Source organism: Hydrogenophaga sp. (assembly GCF_035481345.1).
In the GTDB taxonomy this organism is placed as follows: domain Bacteria; phylum Pseudomonadota; class Gammaproteobacteria; order Burkholderiales; family Burkholderiaceae_C; genus Hydrogenophaga.
Genome location: NZ_DATIGV010000045.1, coordinates 1 through 19,967 on the forward strand (window position 1 = coordinate 1; position 19,967 = coordinate 19,967).

A 19,967-nucleotide genomic window follows, 5' to 3' on the forward strand; every position below is an offset into this window, starting at 1 on the left:
CGAGCCGCTGCACCCCATGTACGCGGCCGACCGCGCCTGCATCAACACGATGGAACAGGCGCTGGACGTGTGCGACGCGCTGGACCCGTCGACAAGCGGCGCGCTGGGCGTGGCGGTGGACGTGTACCACGTGTGGTGGGACCCGAAGCTGCAGGCGCAGATCCAACGCGCGGGCCGCGAGCGCTTGCTGGCCTTTCACGTGTGCGACTGGCTCACGCCCACCACCGACCTGCTCAACGACCGCGGGATGATGGGCGACGGCGTGATCGACATCCCGCGCATCCGCGGCTGGGTGGAAGCCCAGGGCTTCGCCGGCTTCAGCGAGGTGGAGATCTTCTCCACCGGCAACTGGTGGCAGCGGGAGCACGACGAGGTGCTGAAGACCTGCATCGACAGGCACCGCAGCGTGGTGTGAGGCCTTGAGAGTCGCCTTCTGGCGTTTTAGCAACTCTGCTAACGTGCCGCATGGCATCGAAACCCAAGCAGCGACCCGTTCGCCACAACCACGCCGAGTTCCTGGCCAAGGCAAAGCAACGAAGTGGTATTTGCAGCATGCTCCGCTTTGCTTCGCACGACGGGTAAGCCTGCACTGGTGGTGCCAGTCGCTCATGCCTCACAGTTCGGATGGACCTACGAGCGATATCAGGTCGCTGAACGCATTCGCGCCATTGGAATCTAGCGCCGTCTCGGCGAGAGTGCAGCCTACCGCCGCTTTGTGCGCCGGTTCGACTTCATTGGCGAGCGAGCATCCGCCCCCGCCATCGCCGCTTCATCCTGTTCCGCTTCCGGCCACAGCGCAGGAAAGTAGAAGCGCAGCGCCCGGTTGGGAATTCCGAAGCTCAGGGGCCCATAGGGGGACGCGGTCTTCAGGAAACCCTCTCTGAGCATGTCTGAAATCAGCTGCGTCGCCTGCCGATCGCCCAGGGTGCTCATGGCCTTGAAATCGGCGCGGGCGAGTGGCTCGTTGGTCGCGAACAAGTGATGCAGCGGCAGCAGCGCCTGCGGCTTGACGCCACTGCCCACCACGGCGTCCTCGTAGTGCAAGCAGGCGGCCAACCGGTCCTTCATGTGGCGCACATCGAGCTGCTCGGCCATGAAACGGGCCTGGTCAACGCAGGTATCGAGCACGTACGCCATCCAGTCGACGAGCGCCGCCTGAGAGAGATTGCCGCGCCCATCAAGGTCGCCATGGCGGTGTTCGTCGGCCGCGGCCAGCAGGGCGCGGTACCGGTCCTGTGATCGGGCAAAACCACGCAAGGGTGACCACAAGCCCTTGGTCAGGCCGGTGGCGTACAGGCACAGGTGCGTGTGCAAGCGGCTTACCCGGCCGTTCCCATCCAGGAAGGGGTGGATCCAGGCCAGGCGGTGATGCGCAGCCGCGATCGCAACGAGGGTGGATTCGCCACGCCGGGCACTGGCGTACACCGCTGACCAACGCGCCAAGAAGGCGGGCACGGCCGAATGCAAAGGCCCCTCGTGCCGACCGACAGACACCTGGCGCGTCCGAAGCCGGCCAGGTTCCATCAGGGAATCGTCCTTGAGACGCAGGTCCTCGGCAGGCAAATCCTTGAACAGCGCACCATGAATGCCGCAGAGGGTGTCGGCCTGATAGAGCCAGGCATCCTGCTGGCCGGCCTCGCGCTCACGCTCATCGAGTTGGGCTTCGAACGCCTCTTCGACACCGATGTGCGCCAGCGCCAGCCGTTGCTTGCGGGCGATCTCCTTGTCGTTCGAAAAATCCAGCAACAGCGCTCGGTCGATGTCGGAAGGCCTCGTGTGCTCGCCCTCGATGAGGTTCGTATAGAACGAGTTCATCCGGCGCAGCAGCCCGCGCAGTTCGACCCAGGGGCCTTGACCCACAGCCACGCCCAGGGAGGCGCAGGCACTGGTCAGGTCCGCGGCGCGTTCGAGTAGCGGGGCCATGGCCTTCGCGGAAGGCAGCAGTGGCTCGAACTGGTGCGGCGAGTCGTACTGAGGGATGACCTGCGAAATCATTGATGGGATTTTGCGAGATTGAAATCAAAAAACACATCGTCGCAACTCATTGATGTATAAGAATTTTATACCAACAAGCTCCCATTATTGCAAGTTTCAGTGCGAGATTTCTCTCAGCTGCACAGCGGGCTGTCAGCCGCGCCGCCCGCCCCTCACCGCCCCATGTGCGGCTGCTTGGCAAACAGCTCCGCCGCCCACTCCACAAAGGCCCGCACCTTGGCGCTCAGGTGCCGGTTGGGCGGGTACACCACGTAGACCGGGATCGTCTCGCAGGCCCACTCGGCCAGCACCTGCACCAGCTCACCGCGCTCGATCAGCGGCACGGCCACGAAGCTGCCCGTCTGCGCCACGCCCAGGCCGGCCAGCAGGGCGGCCGTCATGGCGTTGCTCTCGTTCACCGACAGCTTGTAGCGGCCCGAGATCTCCAGCTTCTGCCCGTCCTTGTGGAATTCGTTCGGGTACATGCGCCCGGTGCGCGTGGAGAAGTAATTGATCATGGTGTGATCGGTCTCCAGTTGCTCGGGGTGCGTGGGCGTGCCGTGCGCCTTCAGGTAGGCCGGCGAGGCCACCGTCACCAGCGGCAGGTTGGCGATGCGCCGCGCCACCAGCGACTGCTCCTGCAGCTCGCCGCCACGGATCACGCAGTCCACGTTGTCGGTGATCAGGTCCACCGGGCGGTCGGTCACGCCCAGGTCGAGCTGGATGTCGGGGTAGCGGCGGTAGAAATCCGCCAGGGCGGGAATGATGATGTACTGCGCCACCGAGGTGCCCACGTCCACGCGCAGCCGCCCGCTGGGCTTGGCCTGGGCATTGGTCATGCTGGCCTCGACGTCGTCCAGGTCGTTGAGCAGGCGCGCGGTGCGCTCGTAATAGGCGGCGCCGTCGGGCGTCACCGTCACGCGCCGCGTCGTGCGGTTGAGCAGCTTGACCTTCAGGCGCGACTCCAGGTGCTGCACCAGCTTGGTCACCGTGCCCTTGGGCAGGTCCAGCGATTCGGCCGCCTTGGTGAAGGTGCCCGCCTCCACCACGCGCGCGAAGACGCGTATCGATTGCAACTGGTCCATTCCCTCGACTCCTTTTATGTCTTGTGCGGCGATTGTTGCGCTGCGATTGTTCACGCGCTGGAAACAGACTGGCGCTGCCGCCCCGCTTTTTCCGCACACGTGATGTGCCTATAGTCACTCGCATGCCATCAACCGCCACCTCCCCCCTGCCGGTGCAGACCCTGTCGGTGCCGGGCCAAGCCGCGCTGACCCTGCGCGTGCTGGGCCGCAAACCGCGCGGCGGCGCGCTGCCGCTGGTGCTGCACTTCCACGGCGGCGCCTTCGTCTCGGGCGACCTGGACAGCGGCGCCTGCCTGGCCGAGCTGCTGAGCGGCTCGGGCGCGGTGGTGGCCTCGCTGGCGTATCCGCTGGCGCCCGAGCACCGTTTCCCCGAGGCGCTGGAGGCCGGCTACGCCACACTGGAGTGGCTGTACACGCAGCGCTCGCGCCTGGCCGGCAAGGACGCGCCGCTGTACGTGGCCGGTGAGGAAGCCGGCGGCAACCTCGCGGCCGCCATGGCACTGATGGCGCGCGACCGCGCGCACCCGCCGCTGGCGGGGCAGATCCTCGTCGCGCCCATGCTGGACCCGTGCAATGCCACGGCCTCGCTGCGCGAGAGCCTGGGCGACTGCGTGGAATGCAAGTACGCCGACGGCTGGAAGCAGTACCTGCGCGGCCCCATGGACGCCGAGCACCCCTATGCCGTGCCCGGCCTGGCCCAGCGCCTGGCGGGCCTGCCGCCCGCGCTGGTGCTCACCGGCGCCGACGACCCCATGCGCGACGAGGCCCTGGCGTATGCCGAGCGCCTGCGCGGTGCCGGCATCGCGGTGCAGTCCCGCGTGCTGGGGGCCGGCACGGGCTGGCCCGACTCGCTGGCCGAACCGCTGACCGGTGAATGCCCCTGCGCCAACGAGGCGCGGGAACACCTGCGCGCCTTCTTCCAGGCCAATCTGGCCGCCGCGCCCCCACCGTCCTGACGGACGACCCGCCCCCCTTTCCCCTTCCCTGAAACGCCAACCCCGGCCACACGCCGGGGGCGGTCCCGCTCGCCCTCAAAAAGGATCACACCATGCCCCGTTCGACCGTCAAGCCCTCCGCCCTCGGCCGCATCTGGCTGCCCACCGCCGCCCTGGCCGCCCTCTCGGCCGCCGTGTTCGTGATCGCCCAGCAGGCGATGACGGCGCAGGCCAGCGCACCGGCCGACGCCGCGCCGCCGCCCATGCCGGTGTCGGTGGCCACCGTCGCCGAAAGCGACGCCACCACCTGGGACGAGTTCTCCGGCCGCCTGGAAGCGGTGGAGCGCGTGGACATCCGCTCACGCGTGGCCGGTGCCGTGCTGGCCACGCACTTCCGCGAAGGCGCGCTCGTGAACAAGGGCGACCTGCTCGTCACCATCGACCCCGCGCCCTACGCGGCCGAGGTGGCGCGCGCCGAGGCCCAGGCCAGCGCGGCGCAGGCCCGCCTGAGCCATGCCAAGGGCGAGTTCGCGCGCTCGCAGCGCCTGTGGGAAGACAAGGCCATCGCCCAGCGCGAACTCGACGACCGCCAGAACGCCCTGCGCGAGGCCGAGGCCAACCTGCTGGCCGCGCAGGCGCAGGTGCAGACCGCGCGCCTGAGCCTGGGCTACACCCAGGTGCGCGCGCCGGTGGCCGGGCGCATCGGCAAGGTCGACGTGACGGTGGGCAACCTCGTCGCGGCCGGCCCCGGCGCGCCGGTGCTCACCACGCTGGTGTCGGTGAACCCCATCTACGCCAGCTTCGACGCCGATGAGCAGACCGTGGCGCGCGCGCTGCAGGGCCTGAACCAGGGCGGCGCCAGCGCGCGCCAGGCCATCGAGCGCATCGCCGTCCAGATGGGCACGGCCGGCAGCGAGGACACGCCCTTCACCGGCCGACTGCAGCTCATCGACAACCAGGTCGACGCGCGCAGCGGCACGGTGCGCGTGCGCGCCGTCTTCGACAACAAGGACGGCGCCCTCATGCCCGGCCAGTTCGCGCGCATCCGCATGGCCCAGCCGCGCAGCGACCGCCAGTTGCTGGTCAGCGAACGCGCCATCGGCACCGACCAGGACAAGAAGTTCGTGATGGTGGTGGGCGAGGACAACAAGGCCGAGTACCGCGAGGTGAAGCTCGGCGCGCCGGTCGATGGCCTGCGCCGCGTGACCGATGGCCTCAAGCCCGGCGAGCGCATCGTCGTCAACGGCCTGCAACGCGTGCGCCCCGGCGCCGTGGTGCAGCCGCAGCCGGTTGAAATGAAAACGGCGCGCGCCAGCGGCGATGCGCAGACGCTCGCGGCCAACAAGCCCTGAGCGCGTTCGAGTGAAGAGAACAACATGAACCTCTCCAAGTTCTTCATCGACCGGCCGATCTTCGCGGGCGTGCTCTCGCTGCTGATCCTGATCGCCGGCCTGGTCGCCCTGCGCGGCCTGCCCATCTCCGAGTACCCCGAGGTGGTGCCGCCCTCCGTGGTGGTGCGCGCCCAGTACCCGGGCGCCAACCCCAAGGTCATCGCCGAGACCGTCGCCACGCCGCTGGAGGAATCCATCAACGGCGTAGAAGGCATGCTCTACATGGGCAGCCAGGCCACCACCGACGGCGTGATGACGCTCACCGTCACCTTCAAGCTCGGCACCGACCCGGACAAGGCGCAGCAGCTCGTGCAGAACCGCGTCTCGCAGGCCGAGCCGCGCCTGCCCGAGGAGGTGCGCCGCCTGGGCGTGACCACGGTCAAGAGCTCGCCCGACATCACCATGGTCGTGCACCTGGTGTCGCCCAACGACCGCTACGACATCAACTACCTGCGCAACTACGCGGTGCTGAACGTGAAGGACCGCCTCGCGCGCATCGAAGGCGTGGGCCAGGTGCAGATCTTCGGCGGCGGCGACTACGCCATGCGCGTCTGGCTGGACCCGCAGAAGGTCGCGCAGCGCGGCCTCTCCGCCGGTGACGTGGTGGCCGCCATCCGCGGCCAGAACGTGCAGGCCGCCGCCGGCGTGGTGGGCGCCTCGCCCGGCCTGCCCGGCGTGGACCTGCAGCTTTCCGTCAACGCCCAGGGCCGCCTGCAGACCGAGGAAGAGTTCGGCGACATCATCATCAAGAGCGGCACCGACGGCGCCGTGACGCGCCTGCGCGACGTGGCCCGCCTGGAGATGGGCGCGGCCGACTACTCGCTGCGCTCGCTGCTGAACAACCAGCCCGCCGTGGGCATGGGCGTGTTCCAGGCCCCGGGCTCCAACGCGCTGGAGATCTCGGCCCAGGTGCGCGCCACCATGGCCGAGCTGCAGCAGCACATGCCCGAGGGCGTGGAGTACCGCATCGCCTACGACCCCACGCAGTTCGTGCGCGCCTCCATCGACTCGGTGATCACCACGCTGCTGGAAGCCATCGCGCTCGTGGTGCTGGTGGTGATCCTGTTCCTGCAGACCTGGCGCGCCTCCATCATCCCGCTGCTGGCGGTGCCGGTGTCGGTGGTGGGCACCTTCGCGGTGCTGCACCTGCTGGGCTTCTCCATCAACGCGCTGTCGCTGTTCGGCCTGGTGCTGGCCATCGGCATCGTGGTGGATGACGCCATCGTGGTGGTGGAGAACGTCGAGCGCAACATCGAAGCGGGCCTGACACCGCGCGAGGCCACCTACCGCGCCATGCGCGAGGTCTCGGGCCCCATCATCGCCATTGCCCTGGTGCTGGTGGCCGTGTTCGTTCCGCTGGCCTTCATCAGCGGCCTCACCGGCCAGTTCTACAAGCAGTTCGCGGTGACCATCGCCATCAGCACGGTGATCTCGGCGATCAACTCGCTCACGCTCTCGCCCGCGCTCGCGGCCCTGCTGCTCAAGGGCCATCACGAACCGAAGGACGCGCTCACGCGCGGCATGGACCGCGTGTTCGGCGGCTTCTTCCGCGCCTTCAACCGCGTCTTCCACCGCGGGTCCGAGGCCTACAGCGGCGGTGTGCGCCGCGTGGTCGGCCGCAAGGCGCTGATGATGGCCCTCTACCTCGCGCTCGCGGCCCTCACGGTCGGCCTGTTCAAGGCCGTGCCCAGCGGCTTCGTGCCCGCGCAGGACAAGCAGTACCTCATCGGCTTCGCGCAGTTGCCCGACGGTGCCACGCTGGACCGCACCGACGAGGTGATCCAGCGCATGGGCGAGATCACCAAACAGAACCCCAACGTGGAAGACGCCATCGCCTTCCCGGGCCTGTCCATCAACGGCTTCACCAACAGCTCCAACGCGGGCATCGTGTTCGCCACGCTCAAGCCCTTCGCCGAGCGCAAGAACGCCGACCAGAGCGGCGCCGCCGTGGCGGGCCAGCTCAACCAGGCCTATGGCGCGATCCAGGACGCCTTCGTGGTGATGTTCCCGCCGCCGCCGGTGGCGGGCCTGGGCACCACGGGCGGCTTCAAGCTGCAGTTGGAGGACAAGGCCTCGCTGGGCTACGAGGCCATGGACGCGGCGGTGAAGGCCTTCATGGCCAAGGCCTACCAGACGCCCGAGCTGGCCGGCATGTTCACGAGCTGGCAGGTCAACGTGCCGCAGCTCTACGCCGACATCGACCGCACCAAGGCGCGCCAGCTCGGCGTGCCCGTGACGGAGATCTTCGACACCATGCAGATCTACCTCGGCAGCCTGTACGTGAACGACTTCAACCAGTTCGGCCGCACCTACAGCGTGCGGGCACAGGCCGATGCGCCCTACCGCGCCCGCGCCGAGGACATCGGCCTGCTCAAGGTGCGCTCCACCAGCGGCGAGATGATCCCGCTGTCCGCTCTGCTCAAGGTCGATTCCACCTTCGGCCCCGAGCGTGCCATGCGCTACAACGGCTACCTCGCCGCCGACATCAACGGCGGGCCCGCGCCGGGCTTCTCCTCCGGCCAGGCGCAGGCCGCGATCGAGCGCATCGCCGCCGAGACCCTGCCCGCGGGCATCGGCTTCGAGTGGACCGAGCTCACCTACCAGGAAATCCTCGCGGGCAACTCCGCGCTGTGGGTCTTCCCGCTGGCCATCCTGCTGGTGTTCCTGGTGCTGGCCGCTCAGTACGAGAGCCTCACGCTGCCGCTGTCCATCATCCTCATCGTGCCCATGGGCCTGCTCGCGGCCATGACGGGGGTGTGGCTCGACGGCGGTGACAACAACGTGTTCACGCAGATCGGGCTGATCGTGCTGGTGGGGCTGTCGGCGAAGAACGCGATCCTGATCGTGGAGTTCGCACGCGAGCTGGAGTTCGCGGGCCGCACGCCGATCCAGGCCGCCATCGAAGCCAGCCGCCTGCGCCTGCGCCCCATCCTGATGACCTCGCTGGCCTTCGTCATGGGCGTGCTGCCCCTGGTGCTGGCCACCGGCGCGGGCGCCGAGATGCGCTCGGCCATGGGCGTGGCGGTGTTCGCGGGAATGATCGGCGTGACCGCCTTCGGCCTCTTCCTCACGCCGGTGTTCTACGTGCTGCTGCGGCAACTGACGGGCAACCGCCCGCTGCGCCAGCACGGCGAAACCCCGCACTTCGAGGGCTTTGCCAGCGGCGGCGCCGACGTGCGCCCCCTGCCCGCGGCCCCGCTGACGCATTGAAGGAACCCACCATGAAAGCATTCAACCGCTTGCTGCCCCTGGCCGCCGCCCTGGTGCTGGCGGGCTGCGCCACCGCCTTGCCGACCTTGCCCCCGGGCGTGGACACGCCGCCGCAGTTCAAGGAACAGCGCGGGAACACGCAATGGACCATCGCCCAGCCCGCCGAGGCCCAGAGCCGCGGCACCTGGTGGAAGGCCTTCAACGACCCGGTGCTCGACGAACTGATCGAGCGCGCGGGCGCCGGCAACACCGACATCCAGCAGGCCGCCGCGCGCCTGGCCCAGGCGCGCGCGCTGCTGCGCGGCGCGCAGGCCGACCGCGCGCCCCAGATCGGCGCGGGTGCCTCGGCCAACCGCGGCGCGGGCGCCGACACCGCGAACGGCCCCACGCCGGCCACGCTGCTGCAGGCCGGCCTGAACCTCTCGTACGAAGTGGACCTGTTCGGTCGCCTCTCCCGCGCGCAGGACGCCGCCTCGCTCGACGCGCAAGCGCGCGAGGCCCTGCTGCAAAGCACGCGCCTGCTGGTGCAGGCCGAGGTGGCGCAGACCTACCTGGCCCTGCGCGCCACCGACACCGAACGCGCGCTGATGCAGGACACCGCCACCGCCTACGCCGACACCCTGCGCCTGACGCAGCGCCGCTTCGAAGCCGGCGACGTGGCCGAGCTGGACGTCATCCGCATCCAGACCGAGCAGGCCGCCACCGAGGCCGAGGTCATCGCGCTGGACCGCACGCGCGCCGAGCTGGAGCACGCGCTCGCCGTGCTGCTGGGCGAACCCGCCTCAGGCTTCGCGCTGGCGGCCACCACCACGGCGCGCGCGCTGCCGGTGATCCCGGCCGGTGTGCCGGCCACCGTGCTCGCGCGCCGGCCGGACGTGGCCGCGGCCCAGTCCTCGCTGCTGGCCGCTCAGGCCCGCGTGGGCGTGGCCCAGGCCGCCTGGTTCCCGCGGATCTCGCTCACCGGCGCGGCGGGCTTCGCTTCGCCCGAACTGGGCGACCTCTTCCAGTGGTCCGCGCGCTCCTGGGGTGTGGGGGCGCTGCTCTCGCTGCCGCTGTTCGACGGCGGCCGGCGCGAGGCCGGCGTGCAGAACGCGCAGGCCGAGTTCGACGCGGTGGCGGCGCAGTACCGCGGCCAGGTGCTCAACGCCTTGCGCGAAGTGGAAGACCAGCTCTCGGCCCTGCACCTGCTGCGCGAGCAATCGCAGGCGCAAGGCCGCGCGGTCAACGCCGCGCAGCGCGCCAGCGCGATCTCGGAAACCCGCTACCGCAACGGCCTGGTGAGCCAGCTCGAGCTGCTGGACGCGCGCCGCAATGAGCTGCTCAACCGGCGGCAGGCGCAGCGGGTGGAGGCGGCGCGGCAGCAGGCGACGGTGCGGCTGATCCGGGCGCTGGGCGGGGGCTGGGAGGCGGACGAGCCGCGGCGCGGCTGAGCGACGGTGCTAGGCCCCACATGGGGGCCTTGACGCCACGAAATGGGGCTTTCCTCAAAAACCCATCGTGCGCACAAACTCGTTCACGTCCCGTCGCGGTATCTCGAACCCATTCACCGCCGCGCGCTCGTCGCGGTAGCCCAGCGACACGCCGCACACCGTCACCTGCCCCTGCGGCATGCCCAGCACCGGCGCGATGACCGCGTGGTACGGCGCGAAGCTCACCTGCGGGCAGGTGTCCAGTCCGCGCGAGCGCGCGGCCAGCATCACGCTCTGCAGGTACAGGCCCAGGTCCAGCCAGCTGTGCGGCTTCAGGCAGGCGTCGATGCTGAGGATGAGGCCCACCGGCGCGCCGAAGAAGCCGAAGTTGCGCCGCGTCTGGCGGGCGCGCGCGGCGGCGTCCGTGCGGTCGATGCCCAGGGCCTCGTAGTAGCGCACGGCGAAGTCGGCCTGGCGCGCGCCGTATTCGTCTGGCAAAGGCACCGGGAAGTGGTGCGGCGGCGGCAGTTGGCCGCTGTCGAACACCGCGGTGATCGCGGCCTCCAGACGGTGGATCGCTTCGCCCGCGAGCGCGTACACCTGCCAGGGCTGGGTGTTGGAGTTGCTCGGCGCGCGAGCGGCCACACGCAGGATCTCCAGCACCGTCTCGCGTGGCACGGCTTCGTCGCGGAAGGCGCGCACCGAGCCGCGCGAACGCAGCAGCCCGTCCAGGCAGGCGGCGGTGTCGAACGTCGACGTGCTCATCGCGCGCCCTCGGCCGGCGGGGGGTGGTAAGCGATGCGCCCGGCCGGCAGGAAGAACAGCGCGATCACGGCGCCGCCTTTGGCCTCGGGGTAGTGGTGGCTGCCGGGCGGCGGCGCGGTCCAGCCGGCCTCACACCAGCCGTTGGGGCCCGCGAGCGCGGCCCCCGGTGTCACGGGGATCACCATGTTGAACTCGCCGTAGGGATGCGCGTGGTATTGGCCGCGGTAGCTGCCCTCGGGGTTGCCCTGCGTGTTGCCGCGGCTGTCCATGTACACGGCAGTGATGCTGAAGTGATGCGTGCGCTCGGAGGGCTCCAGCAGGCGGCTGCGGCGGTAGATGGGTCCGTCGATCTCGACGTTGGCGGCCCAGCCGTCTTGCACGCCCCGCTTGATCAGGCGCGCCAGGTTGTCGTAGAGCTCACTGCCCGGGCCACGCTGCTCATTGAGCCAGCGCTCGACCTCGGTGCCCGCCGTCATGTCCTTCACTTCGGACAGAAAGGGCAGGCAGCGTTCGATGAGTTCATCGCGTTCGCGAATGACGGTGTCTGCGGACATGGCTCACTCCTCCATGCGAAAGCCCGAGGCGCGCACCACCGGCGCCCAGGTCTCGCGTTCCTGGCGGATCATGGCCGCGAAATCCTTCGGCGCGCGCGTTCGCACCTCCAGGCCCACCTTCTCGTAGCCGGCGCGCAGCGCGGCGTCGCGGCTGGCCTTGTCGATGGCGGCGTGCAGTGCGTTGACGGTGTCCGCCGGCGTGCCGGGTGGCGCAAAGACGCCGTAGGTTTCCGCACCGCGGATCTGGCCGAAACCTTGCTCACCGAAGGTCGGCACGTTGGGCAGGAAGCGTGAGCGCTGCTCGCTCGTCACGCCCAGGATGCGGACCTTGCCCTGTTGCAGATAAGGAAGGAAGTCCGCCACGAAACCGAAGTACGCGGGGATCTGCCCGCCCAGCAGGTCCTGCATGGCAGGGGCCGAGCCGCGGTAGGCGATGTGCTCCAGCTTCAGGCCACCCGCTTCCGACAGCTGGTAGCCCAGGAAGTGCGCCACCGAACCCGCGGCGGGCGAGGCATAGAGGGCGGCGTTGGGCGTCTGGCGCACCCAGGCCACGTATTCGGGCAAGGTCTTCACGCTGGCGGGCACGTTGCCGCTGACCGCGAAGGCGCAGCCCGCCGTGACCACCGAGGACACGGGCACGAAGTCGGCATCGGCGTCGTACTGAAGCTTCGTGTAGACGTGCGGGTAGATGGTGAGCGCGGAGGTGTGCGTGCACAGCAAGGTGTTGCCGTCGGCGGCTTCGCGCTTGAGCTGGCCGTTGGCGATGCGCCCGGCCGCGCCGGCGCGGTTGTCCACGATGTAGGTGCGGCCATCGCGCCGCCAGGCGTCAGCGAGGTGGCGCGCCGTGGTGTCCAGCGTGCCGCCGGCGGGATAGCCCACGAGCAACTTGCCCGGGGCATTGGCCAGCAAGGGCCAGGGCGCGCCAGCGGCCGGCAGGGCCGCCAACAGTTGCGCAAAGGAGCGGCGGGAGAGTGTGTTCATGGGGTCCTCGGCTTTCAACGGCGACGGATGTCCGTTGACCCGAATGCTGCGACGATCGTGGATTGCAGGGAACTGCTCTTTGTGCAATGGTTCGTTGCACAGCATTCATATCGGAGTGGGTGGCCATGAGCATCGGCAAGGTGGACCTCAATCTGCTGAAGGTCTTCGACGCGGTCTTCGAGGAGCGCAACCTGGTGCTCGCGGGCCGGCGCCTGCACCTGAGCCAGTCGGCCGTGAGCCATGCATTGGCGCGGCTGCGCGAGGTGGTGGGCGACGAGCTGTTCGTTCGCACTGGGCGCGGCATGCAACCCACCGGTGGCGCGCTGCGCATGGCGCCCGCGCTGCGCGACGCGCTGCGCCGCATCGAGGCCACGCTGGACGTGGGACCGTTCTCGCCGCGAAGCTCGCAGCGCCAGTTCGTCATCGCGGCCAACGACCACGTCACCGCCGTGCTGGTGGCGCCGCTGGCGCGCAAGCTGCAGCGCGCCGCGCCGGGGGTGGACCTGGTCATCCGCCCATCCACGCGGCTGGACCTGGCCGAACAGATCGACCTGGGGCGCATCGACCTGGCGATCGGCATCTTCTCGCAGGTGCCGCCGCGCATGAGCACCCGCACGCTGATGTCGCAGGGTGAGGCGGTCCTGATGCGCAAGGACCACCCGGCGGCGCGCGGCAAGCTCACGCTGGCGGCTTTCTCGCGTCATCCGCTGGTCACGATCTCGGTGGGCGGGCAGGAGGAAGGCGCGGTGGACGGTTTCATCCTGGAGCGCGGACTGGCGCGCCAGTCGGAGATGTTCGACCGTGGCGCGCTGCGCGAGGCGCTGGACGCGCAGGGCGTGCAGCCGCGCGTGCGGGTAACCGTGCCGCATTCGCTTGCCATCCCGGCGCTGCTGCGCGACAGCGACATGCTGTCCATCGTGCCGGCCTCGCTGGCGCGCGCCCTCACGCGCGGCGACGCGGGCCTGGTGATGCGCCCCTTGCCCTACCCGGCCAGCCTGGCCACCACGCGCGCCGTCTGGCACAGCCGCCACGACCACGACGCCGGGCACACCTGGCTGCGCGAGACGGTGGCCGAGGTGGCGGGCGCGCTCGGCGAGCGGCGCGTGGCCAAGGCCTGACGACCTACACCAGCACGTTCACCTGCGTGCCCACGCTGCCCGAATCGGCCAGCGGCAGCGCGCCGGTGACCCCCTGCAGCAGCGCCAGCGCGGCGCTGCCTTCCATGTCCATGGACTTGCGCAGCATGGCGAGCTGCACCTTCTGGGCCACGTCGGCCTGCTGGTTGGCCACGACGGCCTGGACCATGGCGGCGGGGGAAACGTCCACGGGGGCTCCTGCTTGCTGAATCGCTTGCCCTTCGTATCGGACGGCGCCCGCCGTACTTGAGCGCGCTCAGCCCAGCTCCGCGCCCTCGCGCGTGGCCAGTTGCATCAGCGCGATGAACCGCTGCGCCCCCAGTCCCAGCGGCCGCTCCGCGTTCCACACCACGTCCACCCACAGCCGCAACTGGTTGCTGATGTTGCCGAAGCGGATCTCGGTGAGCTCGCCCGAGGCCACCAGCGGCTCGATCAGCCGGCGCGGCAAATAGGCCCAACCCAGGCCGGCCTGCACCAGGCTCAGCGTGGCCAGGTGGCTGTCGGTGCGCCAGAGGTGGCGCGACAGCAGCATGCGCGGGTCGCGCCCGCTCGGGTCGCGGCTGGCCACGGCGATCTGGCGGATCCCGATCAGGTCGTTGAGCTGCAGCGCGCCCTGGCGCGCGAGCGCCTCGGGGTGGTCGGCCGCGATCACCGCCACGAACAGCTCGGTGCCCAGTTCCTGGAAGCCTTCGCGCTCGTCGCTGCCCGGGCGCTCGAACACCAGGGCCAGTTGCGCCTCGCCCGCGTGCAGCATGCGCAGCGCATCGGCTTGCGGCGCCGACAGCACCTCCACCAGCAGCGCCGGGAATTCCTCGGCCAGCACGGCCAGCGGCCGGCTCCAGGGCGCGGACAGCAATTCGGGCGCGATGGCGATGGTGAGCTGGCGTTCCAGCCCCTGATGCAGGGCCTGGGCGTGCGCGCCCAGGCGGCGCAACTGGCCGGCGATCTGCCGCGCCTGCGGCTCCAGGGCGCGCGCCACGTCGGTGGGCCGGGGCTCGCGGGCGCTGCGGTCGAACAGCACCAGGTCCAGCTCGGCCTCCAGTTGGGCGATGGCCATGCTCACCGCCGAGGGCACGCGCCCGAGCTGGCGCGCGGCGGCCGAGAAGGAGCCCGTGTCGAGCACCGCCAGGAAGGTGCGCAGGTTGTCGCTGTTGAAGGCCATGGCGCCTCTATTTGTCAGATTATCTGAAAGTATCTGACTTTTTTCATCAAAAAACACCGCATAAAGTGCCGCCATCGCCCCCGCCCGTCCGCCGCGGGGGCCGCGTTCAAGGGGCAGCGCCATGCAAGGCATTCAACGAAAAATCGTCTACGTCACGCTCTACGAGCTGATCGCCATCGCCGCGTCCAGCGCCGGCCTGGCCCTGCTGTCCGACAGCGGCCTGGGCCACGCCAGCGTGGCCGCCGTCGGCGCCTCGGCCATCGCGGTGGTCTGGAACCTCGTCTACAACACCCTGTTCGAGCGCTGGGAGGCCCGCCAGGCGGTCAAGGGCCGCGGCGTGGCGCGCCGCGTGGCCCATGCCCTGGGTTTCGAGGCCGGCCTGGTGGTGATGCTGGTGCCGCTGTTCGCCTGGTGGCTGGGCGTGTCGCTGTGGCAGGCCTTCGTGCTGGACCTGGGCCTGATCGTGTTCTTCCTCGTCTACACCTACGTGTTCAACCTGGGCTTCGACCGCGTGTTCGGCCTGCCGGCCTCGGCCGCGCCGCAGCCCGCCCTGGGCAATTGACGCGGGACGGCGCTCAGGAATCCTGGAACAGGCTTTCGCGCACGCCCGAGCCCTCGGGCAGCGGGAAGTCCTGGCGCACCGCGCGGCCGAAATAGCCCTGGCGCACCAACTGGCTGGTCTGCCAGGCCGCAATGGTGGTCTGCGCCCGCTGCGCCTCCAGCAGGCGCATGGCGGGGGTACGGAAATAGATGATGAGCGCCGCCTCGCGCGGGTTGAAGCCCTCGCTCAGGCCCAGATCGATCACCGCGTGGCGCAGGGGCGAGGGCACCGTGTTCGACGGAATGCCCAGCTCACCCAGGGCGCGACTGAGGCCGAAACGGAACCACGCTTTCTTCAACATGAAGAAATTAGAGCATCGGACCGTTCATCGGCACCCCCGGGAAGGCCCTCACAGTCGCCCATCTGTATGACCGATGCAAGCCGTCCGAACGGATGCAATCGCGTGTAAGCGATTCTTATGAATACGAATAATTCTCATACAATCCGGCGCTTGCCTGCGAAGGCAAGTCCATAGCCAGCCACCGGGCCGCGTGCCCGCCAGCCAGCCATTCCGATTCGACACCCCCAACGGAGTGGCTGTTGACGCCAGCGTGGTGCAGGGCGCAAGCAGCGCCCTGAAACCATGCCCAACACCCGAACCCGTCCGTCCCTGGCCGCCCGCGGCGCACAGCGCACGCTGCTGGCCACCGCCGTCACCACCCTCGTCCTGTCGGCCACCGCGCCGGCCCGCGCGCAATCCACGCCCGAGACCGCGCCCACCCTGGGCACCGTCAACGTGACGGCGCCCAAGGAACAGGAAAGCGCCACCGGCCCGGTGCGCGGCTACGCCGCCACGCGCAGCGCCACCGCCACCAAGACCGACACGCCGCTGCAGGAGACGCCGCAGTCGGTGACCGTGATCACCGCCGACCAGATCCGCGACCAGGGCTCGCCCAACCTGCAGGAAGCGCTGCGCTACGCGGCCGGCGTGCGCAACGAGCTCTACGGCATCGACAACCGCGGCGACTGGTTCTCGCTGCGCGGCAGCGAAGAATCCACGCTGCTCTACAACGGCCTGCGCGAGCCGCTCACCGGCTACTACGGCGTGGTGCGCACCGAGCCCTACAACTTCGAGCGCATCGAGGTGCTGCGCGGTCCCTCGTCCATCATCGCGGGCCAGAACGACCCGGGCGGCGTGGTGAACCTGGTGCCCAAGCGCCCGCTGGACGCGCCCCGGCGCGAGGTCGGCATCCGCGTCGGCAACGACTCCCTGCGCGAGGTGCACGCGGACCTCACCGGCCCGCTCAACGCCGAGGGCACCCTGCTCTACCGCCTCGTCGCGGTGGAGAAGGACAGCAAGACGCAGATCCGCTTCGCGCAGGACGACCGGACCTTCGTGGCGCCCTCGCTCACCTTCAAGCCCAATGCGCAGGACAGCTTCACCGTCTACGCCGAGTACCAGAAGGACTTCAGCCAGAACACCAACGCCTTCCTGCCGCTGGCCGGCACGCTGTACCCCACGCCCAACGGCCCGATCCCGCGCGACCTGTTCGCCGGCGAGCCCGACTGGGACACCTACGGCGGCACCCGCAAGCGCGTGGGCTACGCCATCGACGTCGGCCTGGGTGACCAGTGGCGCCTGAGCCATCAACTGCGTCATGACCGCGTGGACGGGTTGATGGAGTCGATGTACGTGGCCTGGTGGGACGGCTTTCGCAATGCCGCGGGCGGCGCCGATGCCAACGGCCAGTACATGAACCGCCCCTGGTACATCTACGACGATGGCCTGCGCCTGACCACCGGCGAGGTGCTGCTCAAGCGCGACTGGCAACTGGGCGGCGTGACGCACAAAGTGGTGTTCGGCATGGACGCGACGACCATGGACACCAGCCGGACCTCGGCCTCGGGCGACGGCACGCCGCTCAACGTCTACAACCCGGTCTACGGCACGTTCGCGCGCCCCTCGCTGGGCAACGCGGCGCCGGTCGAAACGCGCGTGCGCCGCCAGGGCTGGCTGCTGCAGGACCAGATGAAGTTCGACAACGGCCTGAGCGTGCGCGCCGGCGTGCGCCACGACAAGGTGCGCAACACCGCGGTCGGTGGCGAGACCGAGCGCGACTCGGCCACCAGCGTCAACCTGGGCGTGGTCTACGAGGTGGCACCGGGCGTCTCGCCGTACGCGAGCTACTCGGAATCCTTCAACCCGACCGCCGGCACCGACGCCTTTGGCCAGGTCTTCAAGCCCAAGCGCGGCGAGCAGGTCGAGGTGGGCGTGAAGTGGCAGTCGCAGACGCTGCCGATGCAGGCCACCGCCGCCGTGTACTCGCTCAAGGAAAAGAACCGCCTGGGCGACGACCCCGACAACCTCGGCTTCAGCAAGCAGATCGGCAACTCGCGCGTGAAGGGCGTGGAGCTGGAAGGCCAGGCCCGCGCGGGCGCCTGGCAGTACCTCGCCAGCTACACCTACACCAACGCGCGTGCCAGCGCCACGGCCTTCGGCGGCGAGCTCGATCCCACGCAGCAGCTCGAAGGCATCCCCAAGCACATGGCCTCGTTCTGGGCCGTGCGCGACTTCCGTGACCTCGGCGTGCCAGGCCTTTCATTGGGCGCGGGCGCGCGCTACGTCGGTCGCGTCGGTGACGGCACGGGCAACGTCTTCGTGCCCTCGGTGACGCTGTTCGACGCCATGGCCGCCTGGGAGACCGGCCCCTGGCGCTTCGCGCTCAACGTGAACAACCTGGCCGACGAGGACTACATCGCCGTCTGCCTGGCGCGCGGCGACTGCTGGTTCGGCAGCCGGCGCAAGGTGATCCTCACCGCCGACTACCGCTGGTGACCGACAGCGCCCACGACGCCCCCAACGAAAGCCCCACCATGAACGCCACCACCGCGCCCTCGACGGCCCACGTGATCGGCCGCATCGCGGCCAGCCTGCTCGGCGGCTACGCCTTCACCTGGGGCGTCACCACGCTGGGCATCACCGGCCTGGTGGCGCTCGGGGTGGACTACCACGAGGCCCACACCGTGCTGATGCTGCTGGCCTTCCTGGTGTTCCTCGCCGTCTTCATCTGGGCCTTCGCGGCGCGCAGCCTGGCGCGCGTGTGGGGCGTGCTGGGCGGCGGCGGCGCGGGCATGACCGGGGCGGCCTGGCTGCTGCAACAACAACTGATCTGAGGGCCGACCCATGCTGTCGAACTTCCGCCTCTCCATGACCTGGCTGCACACCTGGTTCGGCCTCGTGCTGGGCTTCGTGCTCGTGGTCGTGTTCTTCTTCGGCTCGCTCTCGGTGTTCGACCGCGAGTTCGACCGCTGGGCCATCCCCGAATCGCGCTTCGAACCGCAGCCCATGCCCTCGTTCGACCGGGTGCTGCTGCCGATCCTTCAGCGCGTCGAACCCGACGAGGTGGACTACGCGGCCAACATGCCGCTGTTGCACGACACGGCCCAGGGCCCGATGACGCCGCGCCTGGAACTGCCGGCCGACGAGTTCTGGGCCTACACCACGCACCGCGACCCGGTGCTGATGATGGGCGTGGGCTTTCGCGTGCCGCAGCCCAAGGACCCGCAAGGCCACAACCACATCCACGGCGACACCACCATCGACCCGCGCAACGGCGCGCAGTTGCCCGAGGGTCAGCAGAAGATCGGCAGCGAGTTCTTCTACCCCATGCACTACAGCCTGCACCTGAACTGGAAGCTCATCGGCTTCTGGATCGTGGCGCTGGCCGCGCTGACCATGCTGGCGATGCTGGTCACGGGCCTGGTGATGCACCGCAAGGTGTTCGCCGAGCTGTTCACCTTCCGCCCGCGCAAGAACCCGCGCCGCAGCCTGCTGGACCTGCACAACCTCACGGGCGTGGTGGCCCTGCCCTTCCACTTCTTCTTCGCTTTCACGGGCCTGGTCATCTTCGCGGCCTTCTACTACCTGCCGGTGTCCGACACCATGCTGCGCCCGCTGGCGCAGGCCCATGAGGTGGCCGAGGCCGCCGCCACCGGCCTGCCGCACGAGCGCGCGGGCGTGGCCGCGCCCCTGGCCTCGGTGGACGCGATGGTGGAGGAGGCCCAGCGCCGCTGGGACGCGCGCGGCATGCCCGGCCAGGTGGGCTTCCTGCAGGTGCACCACGTGGGCGACGCCAACAGCTACGTGAGCATCTACCGCGCCGGCAGCGACCGCGTGGCCCTGGTGGGCCAGGCCGTGCACTTCAAGGGCAGCACCGGCGAGGTGCTGCGCGAGGAGCCGGCGCCCACCGTGGCGCACGGCATCGAGGAGTTCCTGACGGGCCTGCACCTGCAGCACTTCGAGCACTGGCTGCTGCGCTGGCTCTACGTCTTCGGCGGCCTGCTCGGCAGCATCTGCATCGCCACGGGCTTCCTGTTCTTCGTCGAGAAGCGCAAGCGCCAGCACGCGCAGCAGGGCGTGGCGGGCAGCCGCATCGTCGATGCCCTGGCCGTCAGCACCATCACCGGCACGCTGATCGCCACCGCCGCCATCCTGATCGCCAACCGCGTGCTGCCCACCGAACTGGCCGACAAGGGCTGGTGGGAGCGCCTCGCCTTCTGGCTCACCTGGCTGCTGGCCACGGCGCACGCTTTCTGGCGCAGCGCGCCGGTGGCGCAGGCGCGCCTGTCGCCGGCTTGGCGCGAGCAGTGCTGGGCCATCGCCGCCCTGTGCCCGCTGGCCGTGCTGCTGAACTGGGCCACCACGGGCGACCACCTGGGCAAGACGCTGTTCCAGTACTGGCCCGTGGCAGGCGTGGACCTGGCGCTGCTGGGCACGGCCGCCGTGGCCGCCGGGGTGGCTCGCGGCCTGGCGCGGCGCGAGCG

Annotated in this window: 18 protein-coding genes; 10 read left to right on the plus strand and 8 right to left on the minus strand. The window is 69.7% G+C overall.

Annotated elements, in window-relative coordinates; translation table 11 throughout:
• Positions 1-415 (plus strand): sugar phosphate isomerase/epimerase family protein (locus VLG41_RS04545; protein WP_325348211.1); only part of this gene is annotated, 415 nt, incomplete at its 5' end.
• 287 nt (positions 416-702) lie between these two features.
• Here VLG41_RS04545 and VLG41_RS04550 read toward each other — a convergent pair.
• Positions 703-1,995 carry a Fic family protein gene (locus tag VLG41_RS04550; protein WP_325348212.1) on the minus strand — a complete coding sequence of 431 codons (1,293 nt, stop codon included), beginning with the start codon at positions 1,993-1,995 and terminating at the stop codon, positions 703-705.
• Between the two features lie 152 nt (positions 1,996-2,147).
• Positions 2,148-3,059 (minus strand): LysR family transcriptional regulator, encoded by a 912-nt coding sequence (locus tag VLG41_RS04555; RefSeq protein ID WP_325348213.1) that lies wholly within the window; start codon positions 3,057-3,059, stop codon positions 2,148-2,150.
• Positions 3,060-3,181: 122 nt separating this feature from the next.
• On the opposite strand from VLG41_RS04555, the gene VLG41_RS04560 reads away from it, so the two are divergent.
• The 4 genes from VLG41_RS04560 to VLG41_RS04575 all read left to right on the plus strand — a co-directional run bounded on the left by VLG41_RS04560 (position 3,182) and on the right by VLG41_RS04575 (position 10,025).
• The gene (locus tag VLG41_RS04560) at positions 3,182-4,015 is read left to right on the plus strand and encodes an alpha/beta hydrolase (protein ID WP_325348214.1); all 834 of its coding nucleotides are present in this window, start codon (positions 3,182-3,184) and stop codon (positions 4,013-4,015) included.
• Positions 4,016-4,107: 92 nt separating this feature from the next.
• Positions 4,108-5,346, plus strand: a complete 1,239-nt coding sequence (locus VLG41_RS04565; protein ID WP_325348215.1) for an efflux RND transporter periplasmic adaptor subunit — start codon at positions 4,108-4,110, stop codon at positions 5,344-5,346.
• Positions 5,347-5,370: 24 nt separating this feature from the next.
• Positions 5,371-8,595 (plus strand): efflux RND transporter permease subunit, encoded by a 3,225-nt coding sequence (locus tag VLG41_RS04570; RefSeq protein WP_325348216.1) that lies wholly within the window; start codon positions 5,371-5,373, stop codon positions 8,593-8,595.
• Positions 8,596-8,606: 11 nt separating this feature from the next.
• Entirely contained in the window at positions 8,607-10,025 is a 1,419-nt protein-coding gene (locus VLG41_RS04575) for an efflux transporter outer membrane subunit (RefSeq protein WP_325348217.1), read from the plus strand.
• Between the two features lie 54 nt (positions 10,026-10,079).
• On the opposite strand, the gene VLG41_RS04580 is transcribed toward VLG41_RS04575, so the two are convergent.
• The 3 genes from VLG41_RS04580 to VLG41_RS04590 are packed head-to-tail and all read right to left on the minus strand — an operon-like array spanning position 10,080 to position 12,304.
• Positions 10,080-10,769, minus strand: coding sequence for a nitroreductase (locus VLG41_RS04580; protein ID WP_325348218.1), 690 nt, complete (start codon positions 10,767-10,769; stop codon positions 10,080-10,082).
• Positions 10,766-11,323, minus strand: a complete 558-nt coding sequence (locus tag VLG41_RS04585) for a DUF4863 family protein (RefSeq protein WP_325348219.1) — start codon at positions 11,321-11,323, stop codon at positions 10,766-10,768. Before VLG41_RS04585 ends, VLG41_RS04580 begins: the two co-directional genes overlap by 4 nt.
• Positions 11,324-11,326: 3 nt before the next feature.
• Entirely contained in the window at positions 11,327-12,304 is a 978-nt protein-coding gene (locus VLG41_RS04590; RefSeq protein ID WP_325348220.1) for a tripartite tricarboxylate transporter substrate-binding protein, read from the minus strand.
• A 125-nt stretch (positions 12,305-12,429) separates the two neighbouring features.
• Here VLG41_RS04590 and VLG41_RS04595 point away from each other — a divergent pair, with 125 nt between their 5' ends.
• Positions 12,430-13,422, plus strand: a complete 993-nt coding sequence (locus VLG41_RS04595) for a LysR substrate-binding domain-containing protein (protein WP_325348221.1) — start codon at positions 12,430-12,432, stop codon at positions 13,420-13,422.
• A gap of 4 nt (positions 13,423-13,426) precedes the next feature.
• Here VLG41_RS04595 and VLG41_RS04600 read toward each other — a convergent pair whose 3' ends face one another.
• On the minus strand, positions 13,427-13,630 hold the full coding sequence (locus VLG41_RS04600; protein ID WP_325348222.1) for a putative motility protein: 204 nt from the start codon (positions 13,628-13,630) through the stop codon (positions 13,427-13,429).
• A 66-nt stretch (positions 13,631-13,696) separates the two neighbouring features.
• Positions 13,697-14,602, minus strand: a complete 906-nt coding sequence (locus VLG41_RS04605) for a LysR family transcriptional regulator (RefSeq protein ID WP_325348223.1) — start codon at positions 14,600-14,602, stop codon at positions 13,697-13,699.
• Between the two features lie 121 nt (positions 14,603-14,723).
• Between VLG41_RS04605 and VLG41_RS04610 the strand changes: the two genes are divergently transcribed.
• Entirely contained in the window at positions 14,724-15,164 is a 441-nt protein-coding gene (locus VLG41_RS04610; protein WP_325348224.1) for a PACE efflux transporter, read from the plus strand.
• A 13-nt stretch (positions 15,165-15,177) separates the two neighbouring features.
• On the opposite strand, the gene VLG41_RS04615 is transcribed toward VLG41_RS04610, so the two are convergent.
• The gene (locus VLG41_RS04615) at positions 15,178-15,504 is read right to left on the minus strand and encodes a hypothetical protein (protein ID WP_325348225.1); all 327 of its coding nucleotides are present in this window, start codon (positions 15,502-15,504) and stop codon (positions 15,178-15,180) included.
• A 282-nt stretch (positions 15,505-15,786) separates the two neighbouring features.
• On the opposite strand from VLG41_RS04615, the gene VLG41_RS04620 reads away from it, so the two are divergent.
• The 3 genes from VLG41_RS04620 to VLG41_RS04630 form a co-directional block, all read left to right on the plus strand.
• A complete protein-coding gene (locus tag VLG41_RS04620; RefSeq protein WP_325348226.1) occupies positions 15,787-17,979 on the plus strand; it encodes a TonB-dependent siderophore receptor in 2,193 nt (730 codons plus the stop codon).
• A gap of 38 nt (positions 17,980-18,017) precedes the next feature.
• Complete coding sequence (locus tag VLG41_RS04625) at positions 18,018-18,317, plus strand: iron uptake protein (protein ID WP_325348227.1); 300 nt, start codon at positions 18,018-18,020, stop codon at positions 18,315-18,317.
• Positions 18,318-18,327: 10 nt separating this feature from the next.
• A partial coding sequence (locus VLG41_RS04630) for a PepSY-associated TM helix domain-containing protein (RefSeq protein ID WP_325348228.1) occupies positions 18,328-19,967 on the plus strand: 1,640 nt, incomplete at its 3' end.